We start from the raw sequence: 18,836 nt of genomic DNA, 5'->3' as shown, positions 1-18,836 counted from the left end.
ACAAGAAGGGACACCGGTGTCTACGAACCGATCGTTCGGCGCCCAGATGCGCTTCCGCAGGTTGTTCCACCACAGTGACGAGCGGCTGTTCGTGGTGCCGCTGGATCACACGGTCTCCGACGGCCCGATCGTCGGCAACGACCTCAGCTGGCTGATCGGCGAACTGGCCGCCAACGGGGTCGACGGCGTGGTGCTGCACAAGGGCAGCCTCCGCCACGTGGACGCCGGGGTGTTCACCGGCACCTCGCTGATCGTGCACCTCTCCGCCAGCACCATGCACGCGCCGGACCCGGACGCGAAGTACCTGGTGTCCACTGTGGAGGATGTGCTGCGGCTGGGCGCGGACGCGGTGAGCGTGCACGTCAACATCGGCTCGGCCGATGAACGCCGCCAGGTCGCCGACCTCGGCCTGGTCGCCGATGCCTGTGACCGGTGGAACGTGCCGCTGCTGGCGATGATGTACCCGCGCGGCCCCAGGGTGACCAACCCCAGGGACCCCGCGCTGGTCGCGCACGCGGCCTCGCTCGCGGCGGACCTGGGCGCGGACATCGCCAAGGTGCCCTACGTCGGTTCCCGGGCGGAGATGGCCGATGTGGTGCGCGGCTGTCCGATCCCGCTGATCGTGGCCGGCGGCCCGCAACTCGACAGCACCGACGCCGTTGTGTCCTATGTGGACACCCTGCTGAGCGCGGGTGTGACCGGCCTTGCCATGGGCCGCAACATCTTCCAGGCGCCCGATCCGGGCAAACGGGCCCGGCGGATCGCCGAACTCGTGCACGCCGGTGCGGACGAGCGCGCGCTCGTCCCCAGCCGGGCCTGACCATCCACCCGCCCCACCCCTTGGAGGAGCAAGACCATGAAGCTCTGCTGGCTGGATGTCCGTGCGACGGACGACGCGAGGTCGGCGATCCTGGAGGAGGCCATCCACCAGCGCGTGGACGGGATCGTGGCCGCCACCCCGGAGGACCTGGAAACCCTGCCCCCCACGGTGAAGAAAGTCCTGTTCCCGCAGGGCCGCCCGCTGCCGGAGGACTTCGGCGGCGCCGATGTGGTCATCCTCGACCCGGTGGCCCACGGTGAGCCAGCCGAACTGGCGCTGCGCCACCCCGAGGTCGAGTTCGGCCGGTTCGTGGAGATCATCGACGCGCCCACGCTGGAGGACGCCTGCCAGGCGGCCCGCAACGACCGCTGGGCGGTGCTGCTCTTCCGCGACCCCACCAAGATCCCGCTGGAGATCGTGATCGCGGCGGCGGCCCGCTCGACCGGCAGCATCATCACCATCGCGCAGGACGTTGAGGAAGCCGAGATCATCTTCGGCGTGCTGGAACTGGGTTCGGACGGGGTGCTGATGGCGCCGCGGCGGGTCGGCGACGCCACGGCGCTCAAGCAGGCCGCGGTGACCGAGACCGCGGAACTGGACCTGGTCGAGCTGACCGTGACCGCCACCGCGCACATCGGCATGGGCGAACGGGCCTGTGTGGACACCTGCACCTATTTCCGCGAGGACGAGGGCATCCTGGTCGGCTCGCACTCCAAGGGCATGATCCTGTGCGTCAGCGAGACCCACCCGCTGCCGTACATGCCCACCCGCCCGTTCCGGGTCAACGCGGGCGCCATCCACTCCTACACCCTCTCCGCCAACAGCCGCACCAACTACCTGAGCGAGCTGAAGGCGGGCAGCAAGGTGATGGCGGTGGACATCAAGGGCCAGACCAGGTTGGTCACCGTGGGCCGGGTGAAGATCGAGACCCGGCCGCTGATCTCCATCGACGCGGTGGCGCCCAACGGCCAGACGGTGAACCTGATCCTGCAGGACGACTGGCACGTGCGGGTGCTCGGCCCCGGCGGCGTGGTGCTCAACAGCACCGAGCTGCGGCCCGGCGACACGGTGCTGGGCTACCTGCCAACCCAGGACCGGCACGTGGGTTACCCGATCAACGAGTTCTGCCTGGAGAAGTAAAGCGGCACAACGAGAACCGGCCCCGCGATCACCAGATCGCGGGGCCGGTCCCGTATGCGGGTCAGACGACCTTGAGCCAGGCCTTCACCACGTGACAGCCGTTTGGCGGACCGTCGACCCGGGAGATCGGGCCGGTGTAGCCGTTCTGCTTGGTCACCAGCGGCCCGTCGATGTTCCTGGTGTAGGGCCAGTGCCCCATGTTGCACTCGACCACGACGCGGTAGCTGCCGAAGCCGTCCCGGCAGAACACCTGGCCGTAGTTGGCCGCCTTCTCCGCCTTGGCCTCACAGCGCCACACCTCGGCGCTCGCGGGGGTGGCGAGGAGCACCAGCGTGGACGACATCGTCGCCGCCACCGCCGCCGCGCTCACCAGAATCTTCCTGCCCAGCTGCATGTTTCCCTCTTCTTCCGCGGTCAGTTGATCACGGAGGTTAGGGCCGCCGGATCAGCGGGACCACCGGTTTCAAGCGGATCTGAAACCCCGAGGACACCACGCCAAGTGCGCCGGTCCCCCGTCAGGGAACCGGCGCACGTCAGGCCTTGCCACTACTTCGGATCAGGCGGGCACCGCCACGATCACACTCGTCGGCGAGGAGGTGGGCCGGGTCTCCAGGTGCTTGAGCCCGGCCTTCTCGAACAGCGTGATGAACTCCGCCTCGGTGCGCACGTGCCCGGTCAGCAGGGACAGCATCACGATGTCCTCGAACTTGCCGAAGTGCGGCGCGTCGCCCTCCGGCAGCACCTCGTCGATGATGATCAGCTTGGTGCCGGGCCTCATCTGCTCCCGGACGTTGCTCAGGATGGTGATCGCGTCCTTGTCCGCCCAGTCGTGAATGGTCCAGGACAACACATACGCGTCGCCCCCGGCCGGCACCGACTTGAGGAAGTCCCCGCCAACGCAACGCACCCGGTCGGCGAACCCGGCCTTGGCCACCGTGGCCGCGGCCTCGGGCACCACCCTGGCCAGGTCGTAGACCACCGCGGTCATCTCCGGGTAGCGGGCCAGCAGGGTGGCCACCAGGTGGCCCTGGCCGCCGCCGACGTCGATGAGGTGCTTGACGTCGGTGAGGTCGTAGGCGTCCAGGGTGGCGCCGTTGACCATCCGGGCCATGTTGCCCATGGCGTTGTTGAACAAAGTGGACAGTTCCGGGTGCGCGGCGAAGTAGGTCCACCAGTCGGTGCCGTGCACGTGGTCGAAACTGGGCTGGCCGGTCCGGAGACTGTGCACCAGGGCGCCGAAGGACCGCTGGCGTTCGCTCAGGCCCACGTACTTGGCCAGGTCGCGCATGGACCCCGGCACGTCACCGCGCAGCGTGGCGGCCAGTGGGGTCAGGCCGAAGGTGCGCGGTTCGACCTCGGTGAACACCCCGACGCTGGCCAGTGCGCGTAGTGCCCGGTACAGCGCGCCGGGGTGGGCGCCGGTGCGCTCGGCCAGGTCGTCGATGTGCCGCACCTCATCGCCGAGGGCGTCGGCGACACCGAGTTCGGCGACCGCGATGAGCAGCTGGCTCACCAGCGAGCTGTACAGCATCTCGTACATGCGCACCGGGGCCGGCACGTCGCCGTCCTGCGGGGAGACCCCGGCCGTCACGCCGGGACGGTGAGCCGAAGCGGCGGAGACTGTGTCGGTCATGGTTCCCTTTCCTTGGTTCGGTGTCGCCTGGGTCAGCTGGAGAGCACGGTGGCGAAGCGTTCGCGGAGCTGGCGCTTGAGCACCTTGCCGGTGGCCCCGGTCGGGAAGTCCGCCGGATCCGTTGCCAGCACGGCACCGTGCACTGTGGACAGTCCGCGGGCGGTCAGCGCGGTGTTGACGGTGGCCAGCAGGTCCGCGGGTTCGGCGGCGCCGGGCTTGAGCTTGATCGCGGCGAAGGGGACGTGGCCGCGGCCGGGGGCGGGCGCGTCGACCGCGACCACCGCACAGTCCGCGATCTGCTCACACCCCAACAGGATCGCCTCTTCCAGGGGCAGGCTGTAGACCGGGCCGGTGCTGGTGTGGATGACATCCGGCACCCGGTCCAGGTGGAAGAAGCGGCCCTTGCGGTCCTTGTAGACCACATCGCCGGTGAGCCAGTAACCGGACAGCGAGGATTTCGTGGTCAGCTCGGAGTTGTTCCAGTACCCCGGGGTCCTGGTGGGGGTGCGCACGCCGAGTCGCCCGACCCGGCCAGGACCGAGCTGACGCCCGTCCTCATCGAGCACGGTTGCCTTCTCCACCACGCTGACCGGGGTGCCGACGCAGCGGTCGTAGTCGGTGCTCTCCGGCTCGCTCACCTTGCGGAACAAGGCCATCCCCATCTCCGAGGAGCCCAGGCCGTCGATGAACCGGGAGCCGGGTTTGTCCCCGCCGCGCGCCGGTCGCCTGCCGTGCCGGATCAGCGCCTTGATGTGCGCCTCGTGCGCGGAGTCGCCGGTGTTGATCCAGGTGTGCACCTGACTGCCCGCCGACCGGTCGATGTCCAGCTGGGCCAGTTCGGCGTAGGTCTGCGGGAAAGCGACCACAATGGACGGTTGGAACTGCTTCATCGCCTCGTGCACGGCCTCGCCGCTGGAATCGGCCATCACCAGCGTGGGCAGGCCGAGCAGGGTGGCGGTCATCAGGTAGCTGATCCCGGCCGAATGCGACTGTGGCAGCGCGGAGAGCATCCGGTTTCGGTCGGCCTGCGGGAAGCTCCACAGCCGGTGCCGTTTGCCGAGGAAGAACTGGCGGTGCGCGAAGATCGCCGACTTGGGCGGGCCGGTGGTGCCGGAGGTGTGGCACAGCATCACCGGATCGTCATCCCCGTGTGGGTAAGGGAAAACCCCCGGCAGCGAGGTCGCGCCACTGGTCGGCAGCTCGGCGGAGTCCACCGCGAACCGCAGTGCGGCGGGCAACGCGCCGGAGTTCTTCAACGCGTCCAGGCGTTCCTCGTCGGCCACCACGCCGACCGCGCCGATCCGGCCCAGGTAGGCCGAGGCGATCGCCGGATCCATCCGGCCGTTGACCAGCGCCGGAATCGCGCCCAGCGAGGAGACCGCGAGGAAGTGCAGGAAGGAGTCCACGCCCTCGCCCAGCTGCACCCCGACCGGATCGCCCTTGCGCACGCCGGCCTGGTGGTACCAGGCGGCGTAGGCGTTGCGGATGGTGGTCAGCTCGTTGAGGCTCAACCGCTGCAAGGACATCCCGTGCCCGGTGCGCCGCTGGGCGAGCAGGAAGGGCTGATCGGGCGCCGGGCTGACCCGGCGGGCGCGGTCGAGGAAGTTGCCCACGCCCAGTCCGCGATCCAGCAGGAGCTGGAGCCGGGCGTGCAGCGGCATGCGGGCCAGCGGTCTGAAGTCGATGCTCGTGGTGCCGTTTCTCTCGCTCATGTGTGTTGTCTCCCGGCAGGACCCAACTCGACGAAAGGGATGCCGACCCACCGCCGGAGCGGGTGAGCGCGCGCGGCGGCGGGTCGGCGGACAGGCTGCGATCGCTTGGCTTTCTGGGGGATCAGCCTTCGTAGATCGTCAGCTCGTAGCCGTCGGGGTCCTTGAACTGGAACTCGCGGCCGCAGAAGCCGTCACACGGGGGCTTGGTGATGGTCACGCCCTCCGCCGCCAGCTCCTTGGCCAGTTTGTCCGGGTCCTCGGCCTTGATCCAGAGCACCACGCCCCAGCCGAGTTCGCTGACCGAGTCCAGGTCGATGGCGCTCTGCCGCAACGCCAGCTTGATCGGCGCGGTGTCCAGCACGACCGCGGTGGGCACCTTGGACTCGGTGGGGGTGAAGCCGACCAGCTCGGTGTAGAAACGCTTGGAGCGCTCAAGGTCGCGAACCTGGAGCGTGAGGAAGTTCGGTCCGACAGCGTTGCTCATAAGGCGAATCTCCCTGAGTCACACCACTACTTACCGACCCCAGAGTGCTCGGCGGCCGCCACGGCAGCATCACGTGTTCGCGTGATCCTGCCGTGGCGACCAACAGTCCACAATGGACTAGCGGGACTCGTCGTGCGCCATGGCCTTGCGGGTCAGCTCGACCCGGCTGGTCACGCCCAGTTTGGCGAAGCTGTGCCGCAGGTGACTGTCCACTGTGTGCGGTGAGAGGAACAGCTTGCCCGCGACCTCACGGTTGGTGAAACCCTCGGCCACCAACCGGACCACCCGTAGCTCCGACTGGGTGAGGCTGTTCCAGCCGGAGCCGCCCTTGACCGGTTTGGGCGCGATCCGGCGCCGGACTCCCAGTCGCCGCAGCACTTTCTGCACCCTGGCCAGATCGCGTTTGGCGCCGCAGGCGGTGAAGACCTGCGCGGCCTCCTGCAGGAGCCCGACCGCGGTGGCCCGGTGCCCGGCCGCGTCCTCGGCGTGCGCCAGGTCCTCCAGGCCCTCGGCCAGGGAGAGCTGCCGCCCGGTGGCCCGGTACGCCCCGACGGCCGCGCGCAGCAGGCTGATGTCGTTGCGCAGCACCCCTTCGGCGTGTGCGGCGGCCCCGGCGGCCGAGGCCACCTCGGGGTTGCGCTCGGCCAGTTTCCGGGTGGCCCGCACCACCAGTTCGGCCCGGCCGTGATCACCGGCCTGCTGGGCCATCCGGATGAGTCGCGCGCCGGCGGCCGGGTGCCGGGTGAACAGCAGCAGCCGTTCCGGCAGCGCCTGGCTCAGCTCGTCCAGGATCTCCAGCGCGGCCTCCTGGTGCCCGGCCGCGTCCTGGAAACAGGCCGCCGCCCAGGCCAGGTCCTCCGGCACCACGCTGACTCCCTCGTCCACCAGGCCGTCGGCCTGTTTGAGGTAGCTGCGCGCCATGGTCATGTCGTCCCGGTAGATCGAGATCAGCCCGAGCATGGCCAGCAGCGGCACCGCCAGGGGCTGGGCGCGCAGCTGTTCGGCCACGAACACCCCGGCCTCGGCCTCCACCGCGGCGTCGTCCAGCCTGCCCTGGGCCAGGCGCAGTTCGGCCCGGTAGTAGTGCCAGTGCGGCTGGGACAGCGCGGTGCCCGCCGCCTCGGTGTCCTGGTGGTCGCGGGCGAACCCGGCCTCGGCCTCCTCGAACCGGTCGCTGGCGGTCAGCGCCACCGCCAGCCACAACCGCGGATGCCTGCTGCGCGAGCTGCCGCCGACCTTGTCCGCGACCCGCACCGCCTCCTTGGCGTAGGTCAGCGCCACGTCCAGCTGCCCGTGCACCCTGGCCACCACGCTGCGCGCGTTGTTGCCGCACACCACCGCCGCGTACTCCCCCGCCTGCACGCCGATAGCCACCGCCTCGGCGGCCACCGCGTCCGCGCTGCGCGGGTCCCCGCTGTCGATGAGCAGGTAGGCCTGCATGGCCAGCAGTTCGGCCCTGGCCCGGCTGGGCGTGCGCGCCCTGGCCAGCGCGCGGCTGGTGTACTCCAGCACGCTGGAGTTGCGCCCGGTGGCGTACAGCGCCTCGGAGAGCCCGAGCAGCAGCGAGACCTTGTCCTCGGTGCGCTCCACCGTGCGCAGCGAGGACTCGCCCAGCCGGATCGCCTCGGCGGCCCGCCCGGCCAGCGCGAGCAGCCGCACCGCGTCGCCGACCAGCGCCGGCCTGCTGGCGTGCTGCTCGTCGATGAGGTCCAGCATCCGCAGGATCAGGTCGGCCGCAGTGTTCGGCGAGGTCGGCGCGACCTCGCGGACGGCCTGCCGCAGGATCAGCACCGCCTGCGCGTCGCCCTTGTGCCCGCTGCGCACCAGGTGCTCGACCGCGTCGGCGGGCGAGCGGCCCTCGCCGAGCACGATGAAGGCGGCCTCGCGGTGCAGGGCCATCCGGACCGGGCCGGGCAAGCGATTGTAGAGCGCCTCCCGGATCAGATCGTGCCGGAAGGTCAGCTCGGATCCGTTGCCCACCAGGATGCTGGCGTCCACCGCCTCGCTGATCACCGGCAGCAGCTCGGTGGCCGAGCGGCCCAGCAGCGCGGCCACCTCGTGCACGGTGAACGGCCTGCCCAGCACCGCGCCGGCGTCCAGCAGCCTGCGGGCCTCGCTGGAGAGATCACGCAGCCGGTGGTCCACCGCGGACAGGAACGGCGGGGTCAGTTCGTTGCCCACCACGGTCGCGGTGCCCTCGGCGGCGAGCAGCTGACCGGTGTCGCGCAGGGTGGTGAGCAGTTCCTCCAGCAGGAACGGGTTGCCCTCGGCCCTGGCGGCCAGCGCGAGCACCTTGGCGTCGGGGTGCGCGCCGAGCACGTTGGCGCACAGGTCGGCCACCGCGTTGCAGCACAACGGTCCCAGGTGGTGCCGCAGCGCGCCCTCGCTGATCAGCCAGTCCAGCGCGTCCTGGGCGTAGCCGCGCACCGGGGCCGGCCTGCGCGCCAGCAGCCACAGCACCGGCGAGGTGCTCAGCGCGGGCACCAGGATGCGCAGGGCGAAGGCGGTCAGCTCGTCGGAGCGGTGCGCGTCGTCCAGGCCGATCAGCAGCGGCCGGTCGCGCACGTGTTTCTCGATCAGCTCGCCCACCCGGTCCACCAGGCCGAGGGCGTTGCGCTCCAGATCGTGCATGGCTATGCGTTCCAGCCCGGGCAGGCCGGTGAGCAGGGCGCGCAGCGTGGTCAGCGGGGCGCCCTTGTCCAACTCGGTCGCCCGGCCGAATGCCACCGAGATGCCCTGACCGGCCGCATCGGAGGAGACGACTTCGAGTAAACGGCTCTTGCCGATACCGGCCGAGCCTTCGATGACAACGCAGCGACCGCTGCCCGCCACTGTGTTCGACAGCGCTCGGCGGAGGTCGGCCAGCGCGGATTCTCGGCCCACTAACGGTTTCATGGTCGCCTGCATATTCACATTCCCCCAGCTCATCTCGCCCTCCGGACAGGGCGCCCGGTCTCACCCCACCCTGGGCGATCCCGCGCTTTCACCTCCATTCAATCACGGTTTGATAGACAACTACAGGTAGAACTTCCTAAGCCCGATGAGGGTCACCGTGTGCTAATGAGCCGGAGCCGTAGTCATTCGACTATCTCTGAACATCATCGTCGTAAAGTGTGTGAAGATTAGTCCCTTTGGAGCAGTATTCGCAGGCCAGCAAGGGTCCGAACTGCCCCATCGGGCAACTGTTGACCCGAATGGATGCTAGGCCTCCACGAACCGCAGCCCGATGATTCCACCCACGATCAGCGCCAGGAACACGAAGCGCAACGGGGACGCCGAGTCGCCCTGGGTAAAAATACCGGCAAGGGCAACGCCGACCGCGCCAATTCCCACCCATACGGCGTAACCAGTACCGACAGGCAAGGTTTTCAGCGAGACCGAGAGCAAGAAAAAGCTGATCGCGGCACAGCTGATACCAATTACGCTCGGCCACAGCTTCGAGAAGCCATCGGCCTGCTTCAACGCGGTCGCGAAAATAATCTCGAACAGACCAGCGACGATCAGAAGCGTCCAGGCCATCTGCTTACTCCCCGTTTCCACCGCGGTTGCGCTCGACATAAAACCCACCCCTCCAACCGGTAACCACCGAAAATCCTGCGGTGGCGTGCCGCCAGGAGCGACACGCCACCGCAGGACTGGTTTCAGGCGTTCGAACCGGCGTCCACGACGATCGCGGAACCGGTGATGTTGCGACCGCCGGGGCCGACCAGGTGCGCGACCGAGGCGGCGATGTCCTCGGGCTGCCCGTAGCGGCCCAGCGCGGTCAGGCCGCGCTCGTCATCGGCCTGCGGACCGTCGGCCGGGTTCATCTCGGTGTCGGTGGACCCCGGGTGCACCAGGTTGACGGTGATATCCCGCTCGCCCAGGTCGCGGGCCAGGCCCTTGGTGAAGCCGATCAGCGCGGCCTTGCTCATCGCGTACAGCGCCACGCCCGGGTAGGGCACCCGCTCGGCGAGCGTGCTGCCGATGCTGACGATCCGGCTGCCTGCCTCCATGTGCTTGGCCGCGGCCTGACTGGCCACATAGGCCGCGCGGGCGTGGATGGCCAGGGTGCGGTCGACCTCGTCGAGGGTGACCTCGTCGATGGTGCCGTAGGGGAAGATTCCGGCGTTGTTGACCAGGATGTCGATCCGGCCGAACTCCGCGACGGTCTGCTCGACGGCGGCCACCACGGCCGCGGCGTCCGCGCTGTCCGCGGCGATGGCCAGACCGCGGCGGCCCGCGGCCTTGATGTCCTCGACCACGCCCTGGGCGCGGTCGGCGGCGCTGGCGTAGGTCAGCGCCACATCGGCTCCGTTGGCCGCGAGCTTCTTGGCGATGGCCGCGCCGATGCCGCGGCTGCCCCCGGTGACCAGGGCCACCTTACCTGCGAGTTCCGACATGTCCCCTCATTTCTGGGTCGATCACTACATAATTGGTATCGTGCAGGAGATCGACCTGTCAAGGATTTTTGGGTCGATCGCTACAGAAAGGGGTGGGGCATGGCCACACGAGGCCGTCCACGTGCTTTCGACCGCACCGCGGCCCTGCGTTGCGCGATGGAGGTGTTCTGGGAGCACGGCTACGAGGGGACCTCGCTGAACGACCTCAGCGCGGCCATGGGCATCAACTCCTCCAGCCTGTACACCGCCTTCGGCTCCAAGGAGGAGCTGTTCCGGGAGGCGGTCACCTACTACGACGAGACCGAGGGCGAGGCCGCCGCCCGCGCGCTGCGCGAGGAGCCCAGTGCCAGGGCGGCCTTCGAGGCGGTGCTGCGGGTCAACGTGCACGCCTACACCGATCCGGCCAAGCCCAGTGGCTGCATGATCGTGCTGGCCGCGACCACGTACACGCCCAAGAGCGAGAGCGTGCGCGACTTCCTGGCGCAGTTGCGCCGGGAGACCCAGGAGTCGTTGCGCCAGCGCCTGGCGCGCGGCCAGGCCGAGGGTGACGTGCCGCCCGAGGCCGACGTCGACGCGCTGGCCGGGTACTACAACACCCTGCTGCAGGGCTTGTCCATCCAGGCCCGCAGCGGCGCCGACCGCGCGGAGCTGTCCGCGATCGTGGATGCCGCGATGCGCGCCTGGGATGTGCTGGCCGCGTCCGGAGTTCCGGTGTGACGCCGAGGAGGGCGAACCGGTGATCCCGGTTCGCCCTCCGGCGATGACGGCTGAGCGGACTGGCTTCAGACCGCCTCGATGCCGTACTTGTCCGCGGCGATCCGCATCGAGCGGGCCACGTCATCGGCGTGCTGTTCCTCCGGCGGCGCTTCCTCGCCGTCGATGACCGGGATACCCACCTCCAGGAAGAACTCCTCGAACCCGCTGGGCACGAAGAAGATCAGCAGCTTGGCGTGCGTCTCGCCGACGTTCTTGAACCGGTGCGGCGAGCCGCGCGGGATGTAGATGAAGGAGCCGGGCTCGATGATGATCGGGCGGCCGTTGGCCACCACCTCAAGCCGCCCCTCGATCAGGTAGAAGGCCTCGTCCTCGTTGCGGTGCAGGTGCAGCGGCGGTCCGCTCTGCGGCGGGATCACCGCTTCCAGCAGGCCGAGCGCGCCGCCGGTGTCGGCGATGCCTGCCTTGACGGTGTACCGGTCGCCGCTGAACGCCCACACGCTCGGACCCTCGCCGGGCGGCACGTACAGCGCTCGCGGCGTCTCCTTCTCCACCTGGCTGGTCATGCGAATCCTCACTCTCGGGACGGGACGACGTGGACAGCGTGGCCATCGGAGGCGGCCCGGGACATCACGTCTTCGCGTGATCCCGGCGCAACTCGCCGGCGAGTTCGGTCGCGAAGGCAACGAAGTCGCGGGGTTCCCGGCCGGTGATCTCGCGGACCGCCGGGCTGATCAGCTCGGCCTCGCCCGCGCGGTAGGTGGCGTACAGCTCCAGTCGCGCCCGGACCGCCCACTCCGGCACGCCGTTGCCCAGCATGGCCGCGCTGGCCTGTTCCGGGGTGACGTCCAGGTGCCGGATCGGGCGACCGGCCACTGTGGACAGTGCGGCGGCGACTTCGGCGTAGCTCAACGCCTTCGGCCCGGTCAGGTCATGCGCGCCGGCGTGCCGGACCGGGTCGGTCAGGGCCCTGGCGGCCACCGCGGCGATATCGCGGGTGTCCACCATGCTGACCTGGGAGTTCCCGGCGGGCAGGATGATGGCGTCCTTGGCCGCCACGGTGGGCAGCCACTGCACCGCGTTCTGCATGAAAGCGTTGGGGCGCAACAGGGTGTAAACCAGCCCGGACTCGATGACGGCCTGTTCGGCCAGTCCGTGCTGGCGGTGCACCAGCGCGGGCGCGGCCGGATCGGCGCCCAGCGCGGACAGTTTCACCACGTGCCCGACCCCGGCCCGGACCGCGACCTCGACCAGCCCGGCCTGCACCAGGTCCTGGCGTGGGTGGAACGGGGTGAGCAGGAACAGCGAGCGGATCCCGGCCAGTGCCCCGGCCACGGTCCGCTCGCGTTCCAGGTCCACCTCGACCCGCTGCACCAGCGGATGCCCCGGCAGCTCGGATCCCTTGCGCACCAACGCCCGCACCCGGTGCCCGGCCAGGGTCAGCTCCCGCACCAGGGCCCGGCCGATGTTCCCGGCGGCGCCGGTGACCGCCAGCTCAGGCGGCGCGGAGGGCGTGTTCACCGGCCCGCTCCAGGATCTCCGGCAGCTGGTTCTTGATCGCGGCGTCGGCGAGCAGTTCGCCGAGCACCGGGGCCATCTTGAACAGGTTGTGCCCGGCGATGGCGGTGACGCCGTCGGTGTGCCAGGCGTGCACGGCGTCCGAGCCCGCGGGCAGCTTGGTCATCACGCACACCCGGATGCCGACCGGGTCCGGTTCCAGGCCGGGCATGGCGCGGCGGACGTACTCGGTGACCCGGCGGACGTGCTCCTCCATGCCGGAGCCGGGGGCGAGCGCGCCGTTGGGGCCGAACGGGATGTCCACGTCCAGGCCGATCAGGCCGAGCACGTAGGTGTCCAGGTTGCCGATGGGCGAGCCGTAGACGGTCTCGCCGAAGGCCCCGGAGCGGTCCACCCAGCAGGGCAAAGCCTTGCCACGGAAGGGTTCCCGCACCCGGTAGTGCGGTCGGGCGTGCAAGGCGGACTCCAGCGGCACGTCCAGGCCGACGCCCGCGGCCAGCTTCGGCACCGCGGTGCCCGCGCAGATCACCACGTGCCGGGCCCGGTAGATGGCCTCGGTGGTCTGGATCTCCACGCCATGCCCGTCGCCAGGCACGGTGACGCTGTGGATGTCGGCGTTGACGATCCGGTCCCCGACCCAGCTCACCAGCGCGTCAATGGTCCGCCTGGCCCGGATCGCGCCCGCGCCAGGGTCGACCAGCAACGGTCCGTCCACAGTGGCCAGTGCCGGGAACACCTCCTTGCCCTCCACCGGATCGGCGAAGCGGTGCTCCACCCCATGCCGCACCATCCCGGCCACATCGGCGGGCCCCATCCCCGCGTAGACCGCACCCTCGGGCCCGATCAGCTTGCGCCCCAGGCGTTCCTCCCACCGGCCGAACCCGGCCCGCCCTTCCACCGCCAGCGCGACCAGGCGTTCGTTGTCGTGCCGGTGCCGGAAGGTGCGGGTCAGCCCGCCGGAGAGCCCGTGTCCGGGTGGCCTGCCATCGAAGCAGGTCACCGACACCCCGCGCCGGACCAGCGCGTCGGTGGTGGCCAGCCCGAGCACCCCGGCGCCGATCACCGCGACATCCAGTTCCCGCCTGTGCTCAGCCATGCGCACGCCTCCCCGCACCGATGCGGACCGAGCTGCCAGCCATGAGTGCCTCCTGGGTAACGACTGTGGCCGATACGGGCACCACGAGCCTGGCCGCCGGGGCCGGACGCGGACATCACGTGTTCTCGTGAGATCCCCCGCCGAAGTCCGCGGCGTGCCCGGCGACCCATTCGCGGAAGCTCCGGCCGGGCCTGCCCAGCACCTGCTCGACCACGCCGGTGGGCCCCAACGGCCTGGTCACCAGGGTCGCGTAGGCGTCCAGCACAGTGTCCACAATGGACTCATCCAGCCAGCTGAGCGCGTCAGCCCTGGCCTGGCTGACCGGGATCTCCTGCCAGCGCAAGGGCCGTCCGAGTGTTTCGCCGATGATCCGCACCTGCTCGCGCTGAGTGTGGATCTCCGGGCCGCTCAGCAGGTGCCTGGCCCCCTGGTGGCCGTCCTCGGTCAGCGCGCGCACGGCCACCGCGGCGATATCGGCCTCGTGGATCAGGGTGAACCCGGCCTCGCCGTGCGCGCCGCGCACCACGTCCCCGGCCCGCACCTGCCCCGCCCACTGCCGGGTGTTGGCGGCGAAGGAGAACGGCCGCAGGAACGTCCACTCCAGACCGGTCCCGGCGATCAGCCGTTCCACCCCGGCGTGGTGCGCGCCGATCGGATCGGACTGTTCGTCCAGGGTGTCCTCCACCGCGGCCGAGGACAGCAGCACGACCCGGCGCGCCCGCGCCGCGATCACCTCCACCACCCGGGCCGCCTCGGCGGTCGAACCCACCGGCCAGACCAGGAAGACCGTGTCCACCCCGTCCAGCGCGTCCCTCAGCGCGGCCGGATCGGACTGCGCGCCGGTCGCCACCTGCGCGACCTGGTCGCCGACGGTTTGCTCACCCGCACGGTGGAACCGGACACCCCGCCCAAGGTGAGTTACCAGCTGACCCCGCCGGGCCGCGAGCTGGCGGAGAGGCTGTACGCGGTGCTGGAGTGGATCGGCCACAACCTGCTCTAGGCGACCCCGTCCAGCTCAGCCCGCACGTGCCCGTCGCCGGACACACCGGCCACCCCACGCCGGATCGCGGCATGCAGGATGGGTGCCGCGTCCGGGCCCAGGGTGTCGGTGATGGTTCCGGCGGCGTGCTCCAGCAGGGCCATGGCGTGCTGCCAGTTGTCGGTGAGGCTGAGGTAGAGCTGCGGCAGCGCGAGTGCCGGATGGGTGTTCAGCAGCAGCGGGAACAGGCGGGTGAGCACCTCGTCGCGTTCACCCCTGGTGAAGGGATCCCGCTCGTCCAGGCGGAGGGCTTCGGCGTGCAGGTCGGCGGGATCGACCAGGTCGGCCAGCGGCGGACACAGCGCGAATTGGAGCCGCGTGACGGCCCGGGTGGCTGGCGAGCAGTCCCGGGTCGCGGCGAGAGCTTCCACGGCCAGGCCGCGGAGCTGGGCGAGCAACGCGGGGATGGGGCCCGGTGTGCCGAGCCGCTCCGGCCAGAGGTACGCGCTGGTGGCCGCGTGCGCGAGCAGTCCAGCGGCGGCGGGCAGCCGGGGCGTGCCGAACAGCGCCCGGATCCGCACCGCGAAGCCCGGGTCGCCGGTAGTCAGCTCGACCAGCGCGGCGTAGAGCGGGTCCTCGATCCGTGGCGGCGGCGCGGGCCCGCGGCCGGTCCGGGCGGCGAGGTGCCGCTCGTGCCCGGCCGCGGTGGCCCGCAGGATGTCGGTGAGCAGCGGATCCCCGCCCTCGGGCGGTGCGACCATGGCCACGGTCGACTCGTGCACCTGCTGGAAAAGCGGGAACGGCCGGCTGGCCGTGGCGTGCTCGGCGGAGGCCAGCGCGGCGAAGGACAGGTGGAAGGCGTAGGCCAGGTACCGCGCACCGCTCTGGTCAAGCAGGTGCAGGGCCGGATCCGCCTCGTACGGCATCAGCCGCATCGCCACCTCGAACCGGGCGCGGTGATCCGGCCGCAGGTAGGCGAACCCGTAACGGTCCTGATCCTGGATCAGCCACTCGTACGGCTCGATCCGGCCCAGCGCCTCACCCACGGCCGCCCAGGCCCGCCGCGCCACCTCGATCGGCTGGTACATCACGGCCGAGCGGAACAGCGCGGCCAGGCCGATCGCGCGTTCGCCGGGATCGGTGAGCGAGCCGACCAGCGCGGTGGCCCGAGGCAGGTTGGTGTCCGCGATGGTCTCGGCCAGCACCCGGACCGTGCGGCCCCAGCTGTGCGGACTGCCGACCGACCAGGAGCCGGGGGCCATCGCCCTGACCACCTCGGCCGGGTCACGGTGGAACCGCCGCTCCCGCAGCCACTGCCAGTCCCGACTGTGGTTGAACTGGTAGGCGATGTTGCTCGCTCTGTCCAGTGGATCGGCCGGGGCGCCAGTGACCCGACGGCACGGACCGTGCGACCGCAGGTCGACCAGTGCCGGGGACTGCCCGGTGCCACGCAGGATCTCGGCCAGGATCGCCTCGGCCTCGCGCTCGGGCTGGTCCCGCGCAATCCGGGCCAGCACCGTCCACCGATCCTGGTCCGGGAACGACCAGCGCACGTCGGTCATGTCCCTGGCCACGTCCAACGCCGCGGCCAGGTCGTGCGGGGCCAGCGCGATGGCCAGCGACCCCAGATCCCCCTCACGCCGCGACTCCCGCATCGAGCCAGGCTCGCCCGCCGGCGTCACCGCGCCCCGAGCCCGCTCCAGCAACCGGCGCGCGGCAACCGGATCGAACTCGGCGAGCACCGCACTGGCCTTGCGCATGGTCCACACCGTGCTGTTCCACGCGACCACCCGCTCCACCCACCCCCGAGCCCGGTCCACCTCGCCCCAGGCCCCCAGCACACCAGCGCCCCGCAACACAGCGCTGTCCACAAACCCCCCGATCTCCAACGACCCCAACCGATCCAGCAACCGATACCCAACCCCCCGATCCAGCCCGGGAACCATCGCCGCGGCGGCCAACCCCTCGGCCAGCTCCCGCTGCGGCTGGTACTTACCCTCCGCCGCCGACTCAGCCTCAGCCACCAACCGCCCGAGATGCTCCCGCGCCCGCTCCGGCTGCAGCACCGACAACCGAGCCAGCCCCACCAGCCGTTCCCCAGGCAAAGCCCCCGCCAGTTCAGCCGCCGCCACGGCCAGAACCTCCCGCGCCGCAACAGGATCCAGTCGCCCCGCCAGATCAAGCCAAGCCCCAACCCGACCACTGCGCAACTGCTCAACCAGTCCACGCGCGACCGCCGGTTCAGCGGCCGCAGCAGCCGCCCGGTACACCGCATCCGGCGCCCAAACCCCGTCCCCCGACTGACCGCGCTGCGCATGCGCCCACAACCGCAACGCCCGCGGCAAATCATCGGCCGCGAACTCCAACGCGACCTCCTCCAACGGCAACAGCTGAGCCGGATACCCCCGGCCGACCTGTTCCGCCGGAATGGTCAAAGCCGTCTCCACCAACACTTCCCGCAGATCCACCTCCCCCTGCCGATGAATCTCCCGAGCACTCTGGAACTGTTGCAACGAGGGCGGCAACGCCCACAACTGATCCAGCGCCTGCCCAACCCGCCCAAGCCGGGCGAGCAACCCCAGCACCGCCGGCGTCAGCCCCCGCCCGGTACGGCGAAGCTGCCGCCGCAACACCCCCAGGTACAACGTGGTCGGCAACGCATTGCCCGGCTCCGCCCCAGCGATCACCCGCTCAGCAACCACGTCCACCCACCGGCCGAAATGCCGATCCCCACCAAAAGCCGCGACAATGGCCAGCCGCGACCCAGGACAAATCAACTCAACAGCCCGCCCCGCAACCGCCTCCCCCGCCCGCGTGACGTGCTCAACCAGGTGCAAGAGGCCATATCGGTCCACCGCGGACCAGTCCAGCGAACCCCAATCGGACCCGCTCTGGCAGTAGTGCCGGGAAATCCGCTCATGCCATTCGGTCTCATCGACGGCGCAATCCGGATAATCCCGATGCGCCCGCACGCTCAACAGGAACTCCCCCACCGAGCCGTGGTAGAGACTGATCCGCCCCGCTTGCCCCGCTTGCCCCGCTTGCCCCGCTTGCCCCGCTTGCCCCGCTTGCCCCGCCGCGCCCTCCGCGCCCTCCGCCAGCAACCAGCGCAACCTGCCCAGCACGGCCCGCACCACCCGCGGCCACACCCGAATCCCGCCCAGCGCAACGAGTTCAGCCACCGTGAGCGGTTCCCGCGCCACGGCGAGCACCCCCAGAATCGGCTGCCCAACCCCCACCCAGGCATCGGTGAACCGGTCACCGGGCCCGGTCGGCTCCCGGATCTCCACCATGCCCAGCCGCTGCAGATCAGCCCGCGCGGTCTCGATGAAGAACCCGTACAACCCGCTCAACCCAGCCGGAACACCCGCGAACCCCACCAAACGCTCGGCCAGCGGCGGTTCGGCCTCGACCAGCGCGCGGGCATACGCGGCGAGGTAGAGAAAGTTCCCAGCCGCCCGGCCGACCACTCGCCGGTGAAACTGATCCAGCAACTCGCCCCGCCCCGCCACCGCCGTGACGATCGGCTCGGTGCTCAGCACATTCGCCGCGTAGGCGAGCAGATCGGCGGCCACCTCCCGCGACCCCGGCTCGATTGGCACCTCGATGAGCTGACGACCGGCGCGCAACGGCGCCAACGCGGCATGCGGACGCGAACTCAGCACCAGCCGCACGTTCGACGGCAATTCCGGTCCACGCGCGAGCCAGTCCAGCACACTCGCCCCGGCGAGTTCATCCAGCGCGTCAACCAGGATCACGATCCGCGCCGCCGGATCCAGTGCCAGAAACGCCGCCGCCGGGTCCAGCAACGCCAGGTGCGCCAGGTTGTCCGGCTCCAGCAACCGGGGCTCCAGATTCGCCCGCCCGATCTCCACCCCGCTGACCACTCCGGCGACCCCGCCGAGCTGCTGTTCCACCCGCAACACGGCGGTCCGGTGAAACGGCGAGGCGGTGAGGTCCTCAACCCGGACGCCCACCACCCGCCCGCCCTCGGCCACGTTCTCCACCCGCTGCCGCACCACCACCGCGAGCCGCTCCGGCTGGAAGATCTCCGGCCGCCACCGCGCCAGCTGATGCCCCACAGCCAGCAGGAACGACTGAATGTCGGTCCCCTCCACCGCGGTCTGGCTGTCCCGCCGCACGAAGTACCGCGCCCACTCCGGATGCGCCACCGCCAGCCCCGCCAGCAGGCTCGTCTTACCCGCGCCGGGCTCTCCCGTCACCAGCACATGCCCGCGGTCAACGGCCCGCTCCACCGCGTCCCGCAACCAGCGACGGTCCACAAACCCCGCCCCGGTGTGCTGTGCCACCACCTCCGCGAAGCCGCCGTTCACAATCCCCTCCAGCCCGCCACACCC

Annotated in this window: 16 protein-coding genes; 4 read left to right on the top strand and 12 right to left on the bottom strand. The window is 70.5% G+C overall.

Annotation, left to right across the window (positions count from 1 at the left end; genetic code table 11):
• Window positions 1-16: 16 nt before the first annotated feature.
• Window positions 17-820: a 2-amino-3,7-dideoxy-D-threo-hept-6-ulosonate synthase gene (locus tag ACTOWY_RS14040; protein WP_441310054.1), complete on the top strand. Its 804-nt coding sequence runs from the start codon at window positions 17-19 to the stop codon at window positions 818-820.
• Window positions 821-856: 36 nt separating this feature from the next.
• On the top strand, window positions 857-1,960 hold the full coding sequence (locus tag ACTOWY_RS14035) for a 3-dehydroquinate synthase II family protein (protein ID WP_441310053.1): 1,104 nt from the start codon (window positions 857-859) through the stop codon (window positions 1,958-1,960).
• Between the two features lie 61 nt (window positions 1,961-2,021).
• On the opposite strand, the gene ACTOWY_RS14030 is transcribed toward ACTOWY_RS14035, so the two are convergent.
• The 7 genes from ACTOWY_RS14030 to ACTOWY_RS14000 form a co-directional block, all read right to left on the bottom strand.
• A complete protein-coding gene (locus ACTOWY_RS14030) occupies window positions 2,022-2,354 on the bottom strand; it encodes a hypothetical protein (RefSeq protein ID WP_247764380.1) in 333 nt (110 codons plus the stop codon).
• Between the two features lie 162 nt (window positions 2,355-2,516).
• On the bottom strand, window positions 2,517-3,593 hold the full coding sequence (locus tag ACTOWY_RS14025) for a methyltransferase (RefSeq protein ID WP_441310052.1): 1,077 nt from the start codon (window positions 3,591-3,593) through the stop codon (window positions 2,517-2,519).
• Window positions 3,594-3,625: 32 nt separating this feature from the next.
• On the bottom strand, window positions 3,626-5,305 hold the full coding sequence (locus ACTOWY_RS14020; RefSeq protein WP_441310051.1) for a class I adenylate-forming enzyme family protein: 1,680 nt from the start codon (window positions 5,303-5,305) through the stop codon (window positions 3,626-3,628).
• A gap of 121 nt (window positions 5,306-5,426) precedes the next feature.
• Window positions 5,427-5,789 (bottom strand): VOC family protein, encoded by a 363-nt coding sequence (locus tag ACTOWY_RS14015; RefSeq protein WP_441310050.1) that lies wholly within the window; start codon window positions 5,787-5,789, stop codon window positions 5,427-5,429.
• Between the two features lie 117 nt (window positions 5,790-5,906).
• Window positions 5,907-8,684, bottom strand: a complete 2,778-nt coding sequence (locus tag ACTOWY_RS14010) for a helix-turn-helix transcriptional regulator (protein ID WP_441310049.1) — start codon at window positions 8,682-8,684, stop codon at window positions 5,907-5,909.
• 306 nt (window positions 8,685-8,990) lie between these two features.
• On the bottom strand, window positions 8,991-9,347 hold the full coding sequence (locus ACTOWY_RS14005) for a DMT family transporter (protein WP_282106498.1): 357 nt from the start codon (window positions 9,345-9,347) through the stop codon (window positions 8,991-8,993).
• A gap of 83 nt (window positions 9,348-9,430) precedes the next feature.
• Entirely contained in the window at window positions 9,431-10,171 is a 741-nt protein-coding gene (locus ACTOWY_RS14000) for an SDR family NAD(P)-dependent oxidoreductase (RefSeq protein ID WP_441310048.1), read from the bottom strand.
• Window positions 10,172-10,270: 99 nt separating this feature from the next.
• Here ACTOWY_RS14000 and ACTOWY_RS13995 point away from each other — a divergent pair, with 99 nt between their 5' ends.
• Window positions 10,271-10,888 (top strand): TetR/AcrR family transcriptional regulator, encoded by a 618-nt coding sequence (locus ACTOWY_RS13995; protein ID WP_441310047.1) that lies wholly within the window; start codon window positions 10,271-10,273, stop codon window positions 10,886-10,888.
• Between the two features lie 65 nt (window positions 10,889-10,953).
• Here ACTOWY_RS13995 and ACTOWY_RS13990 read toward each other — a convergent pair whose 3' ends face one another.
• The 4 genes from ACTOWY_RS13990 to ACTOWY_RS13975 form a co-directional block, all read right to left on the bottom strand.
• Entirely contained in the window at window positions 10,954-11,451 is a 498-nt protein-coding gene (locus ACTOWY_RS13990; protein ID WP_247764386.1) for a cupin domain-containing protein, read from the bottom strand.
• Between the two features lie 64 nt (window positions 11,452-11,515).
• Window positions 11,516-12,406 carry an SDR family oxidoreductase gene (locus ACTOWY_RS13985; protein WP_441310046.1) on the bottom strand — a complete coding sequence of 297 codons (891 nt, stop codon included), beginning with the start codon at window positions 12,404-12,406 and terminating at the stop codon, window positions 11,516-11,518.
• Window positions 12,381-13,499, bottom strand: coding sequence for an NAD(P)/FAD-dependent oxidoreductase (locus ACTOWY_RS13980; protein WP_441310045.1), 1,119 nt, complete (start codon window positions 13,497-13,499; stop codon window positions 12,381-12,383). Before ACTOWY_RS13980 ends, ACTOWY_RS13985 begins: the two co-directional genes overlap by 26 nt.
• A 115-nt stretch (window positions 13,500-13,614) precedes the next feature.
• Window positions 13,615-14,349: an NAD(P)H-binding protein gene (locus ACTOWY_RS13975; protein ID WP_441310044.1), complete on the bottom strand. Its 735-nt coding sequence runs from the start codon at window positions 14,347-14,349 to the stop codon at window positions 13,615-13,617.
• Window positions 14,350-14,373: 24 nt separating this feature from the next.
• Between ACTOWY_RS13975 and ACTOWY_RS13970 the strand changes: the two genes are divergently transcribed.
• A complete protein-coding gene (locus ACTOWY_RS13970) occupies window positions 14,374-14,499 on the top strand; it encodes a winged helix-turn-helix transcriptional regulator (protein ID WP_441310043.1) in 126 nt (41 codons plus the stop codon).
• On the opposite strand, the gene ACTOWY_RS13965 is transcribed toward ACTOWY_RS13970, so the two are convergent.
• Window positions 14,496-18,812: a hypothetical protein gene (locus tag ACTOWY_RS13965; RefSeq protein ID WP_441310042.1), complete on the bottom strand. Its 4,317-nt coding sequence runs from the start codon at window positions 18,810-18,812 to the stop codon at window positions 14,496-14,498. The two genes, ACTOWY_RS13970 and ACTOWY_RS13965, sit on opposite strands and share 4 nt — an antisense overlap.
• Between the last annotated feature and the right edge of the window lie 24 nt (window positions 18,813-18,836).

The sequence above is a fragment of the Crossiella sp. CA198 genome (genome assembly GCF_052078295.1).
Lineage (GTDB): Bacteria > Actinomycetota > Actinomycetes > Mycobacteriales > Pseudonocardiaceae > Crossiella.
The sequence above is the reverse complement of the archived record's forward strand: the minus strand, read 5'-3'. Positions and strand labels throughout refer to the sequence as shown.

Bases quoted from the DNA above. Each gene is read 5' to 3' on its own strand.
- ACTOWY_RS13980 (WP_441310045.1), bottom strand. From the start codon at position 13,499: ATGGCTGAGCACAGGCGGGAACTGGATGTCGCGGTGATCGGCGCCGGG.
- ACTOWY_RS14020 (WP_441310051.1), bottom strand. From the start codon at position 5,305: ATGAGCGAGAGAAACGGCACCACGAGCATCGACTTCAGACCGCTGGCC.
- ACTOWY_RS14025 (WP_441310052.1), bottom strand. From the start codon at position 3,593: ATGACCGACACAGTCTCCGCCGCTTCGGCTCACCGTCCCGGCGTGACG.
- ACTOWY_RS14015 (WP_441310050.1), bottom strand. From the start codon at position 5,789: ATGAGCAACGCTGTCGGACCGAACTTCCTCACGCTCCAGGTTCGCGAC.
- ACTOWY_RS14010 (WP_441310049.1), bottom strand. From the start codon at position 8,684: ATGAAACCGTTAGTGGGCCGAGAATCCGCGCTGGCCGACCTCCGCCGA.
- ACTOWY_RS14000 (WP_441310048.1), bottom strand. From the start codon at position 10,171: ATGTCGGAACTCGCAGGTAAGGTGGCCCTGGTCACCGGGGGCAGCCGC.
- ACTOWY_RS14005 (WP_282106498.1), bottom strand. From the start codon at position 9,347: ATGTCGAGCGCAACCGCGGTGGAAACGGGGAGTAAGCAGATGGCCTGG.
- ACTOWY_RS13990 (WP_247764386.1), bottom strand. From the start codon at position 11,451: ATGACCAGCCAGGTGGAGAAGGAGACGCCGCGAGCGCTGTACGTGCCG.
- ACTOWY_RS14035 (WP_441310053.1), top strand. From the start codon at position 857: ATGAAGCTCTGCTGGCTGGATGTCCGTGCGACGGACGACGCGAGGTCG.
- ACTOWY_RS13995 (WP_441310047.1), top strand. From the start codon at position 10,271: ATGGCCACACGAGGCCGTCCACGTGCTTTCGACCGCACCGCGGCCCTG.
- ACTOWY_RS14030 (WP_247764380.1), bottom strand. From the start codon at position 2,354: ATGCAGCTGGGCAGGAAGATTCTGGTGAGCGCGGCGGCGGTGGCGGCG.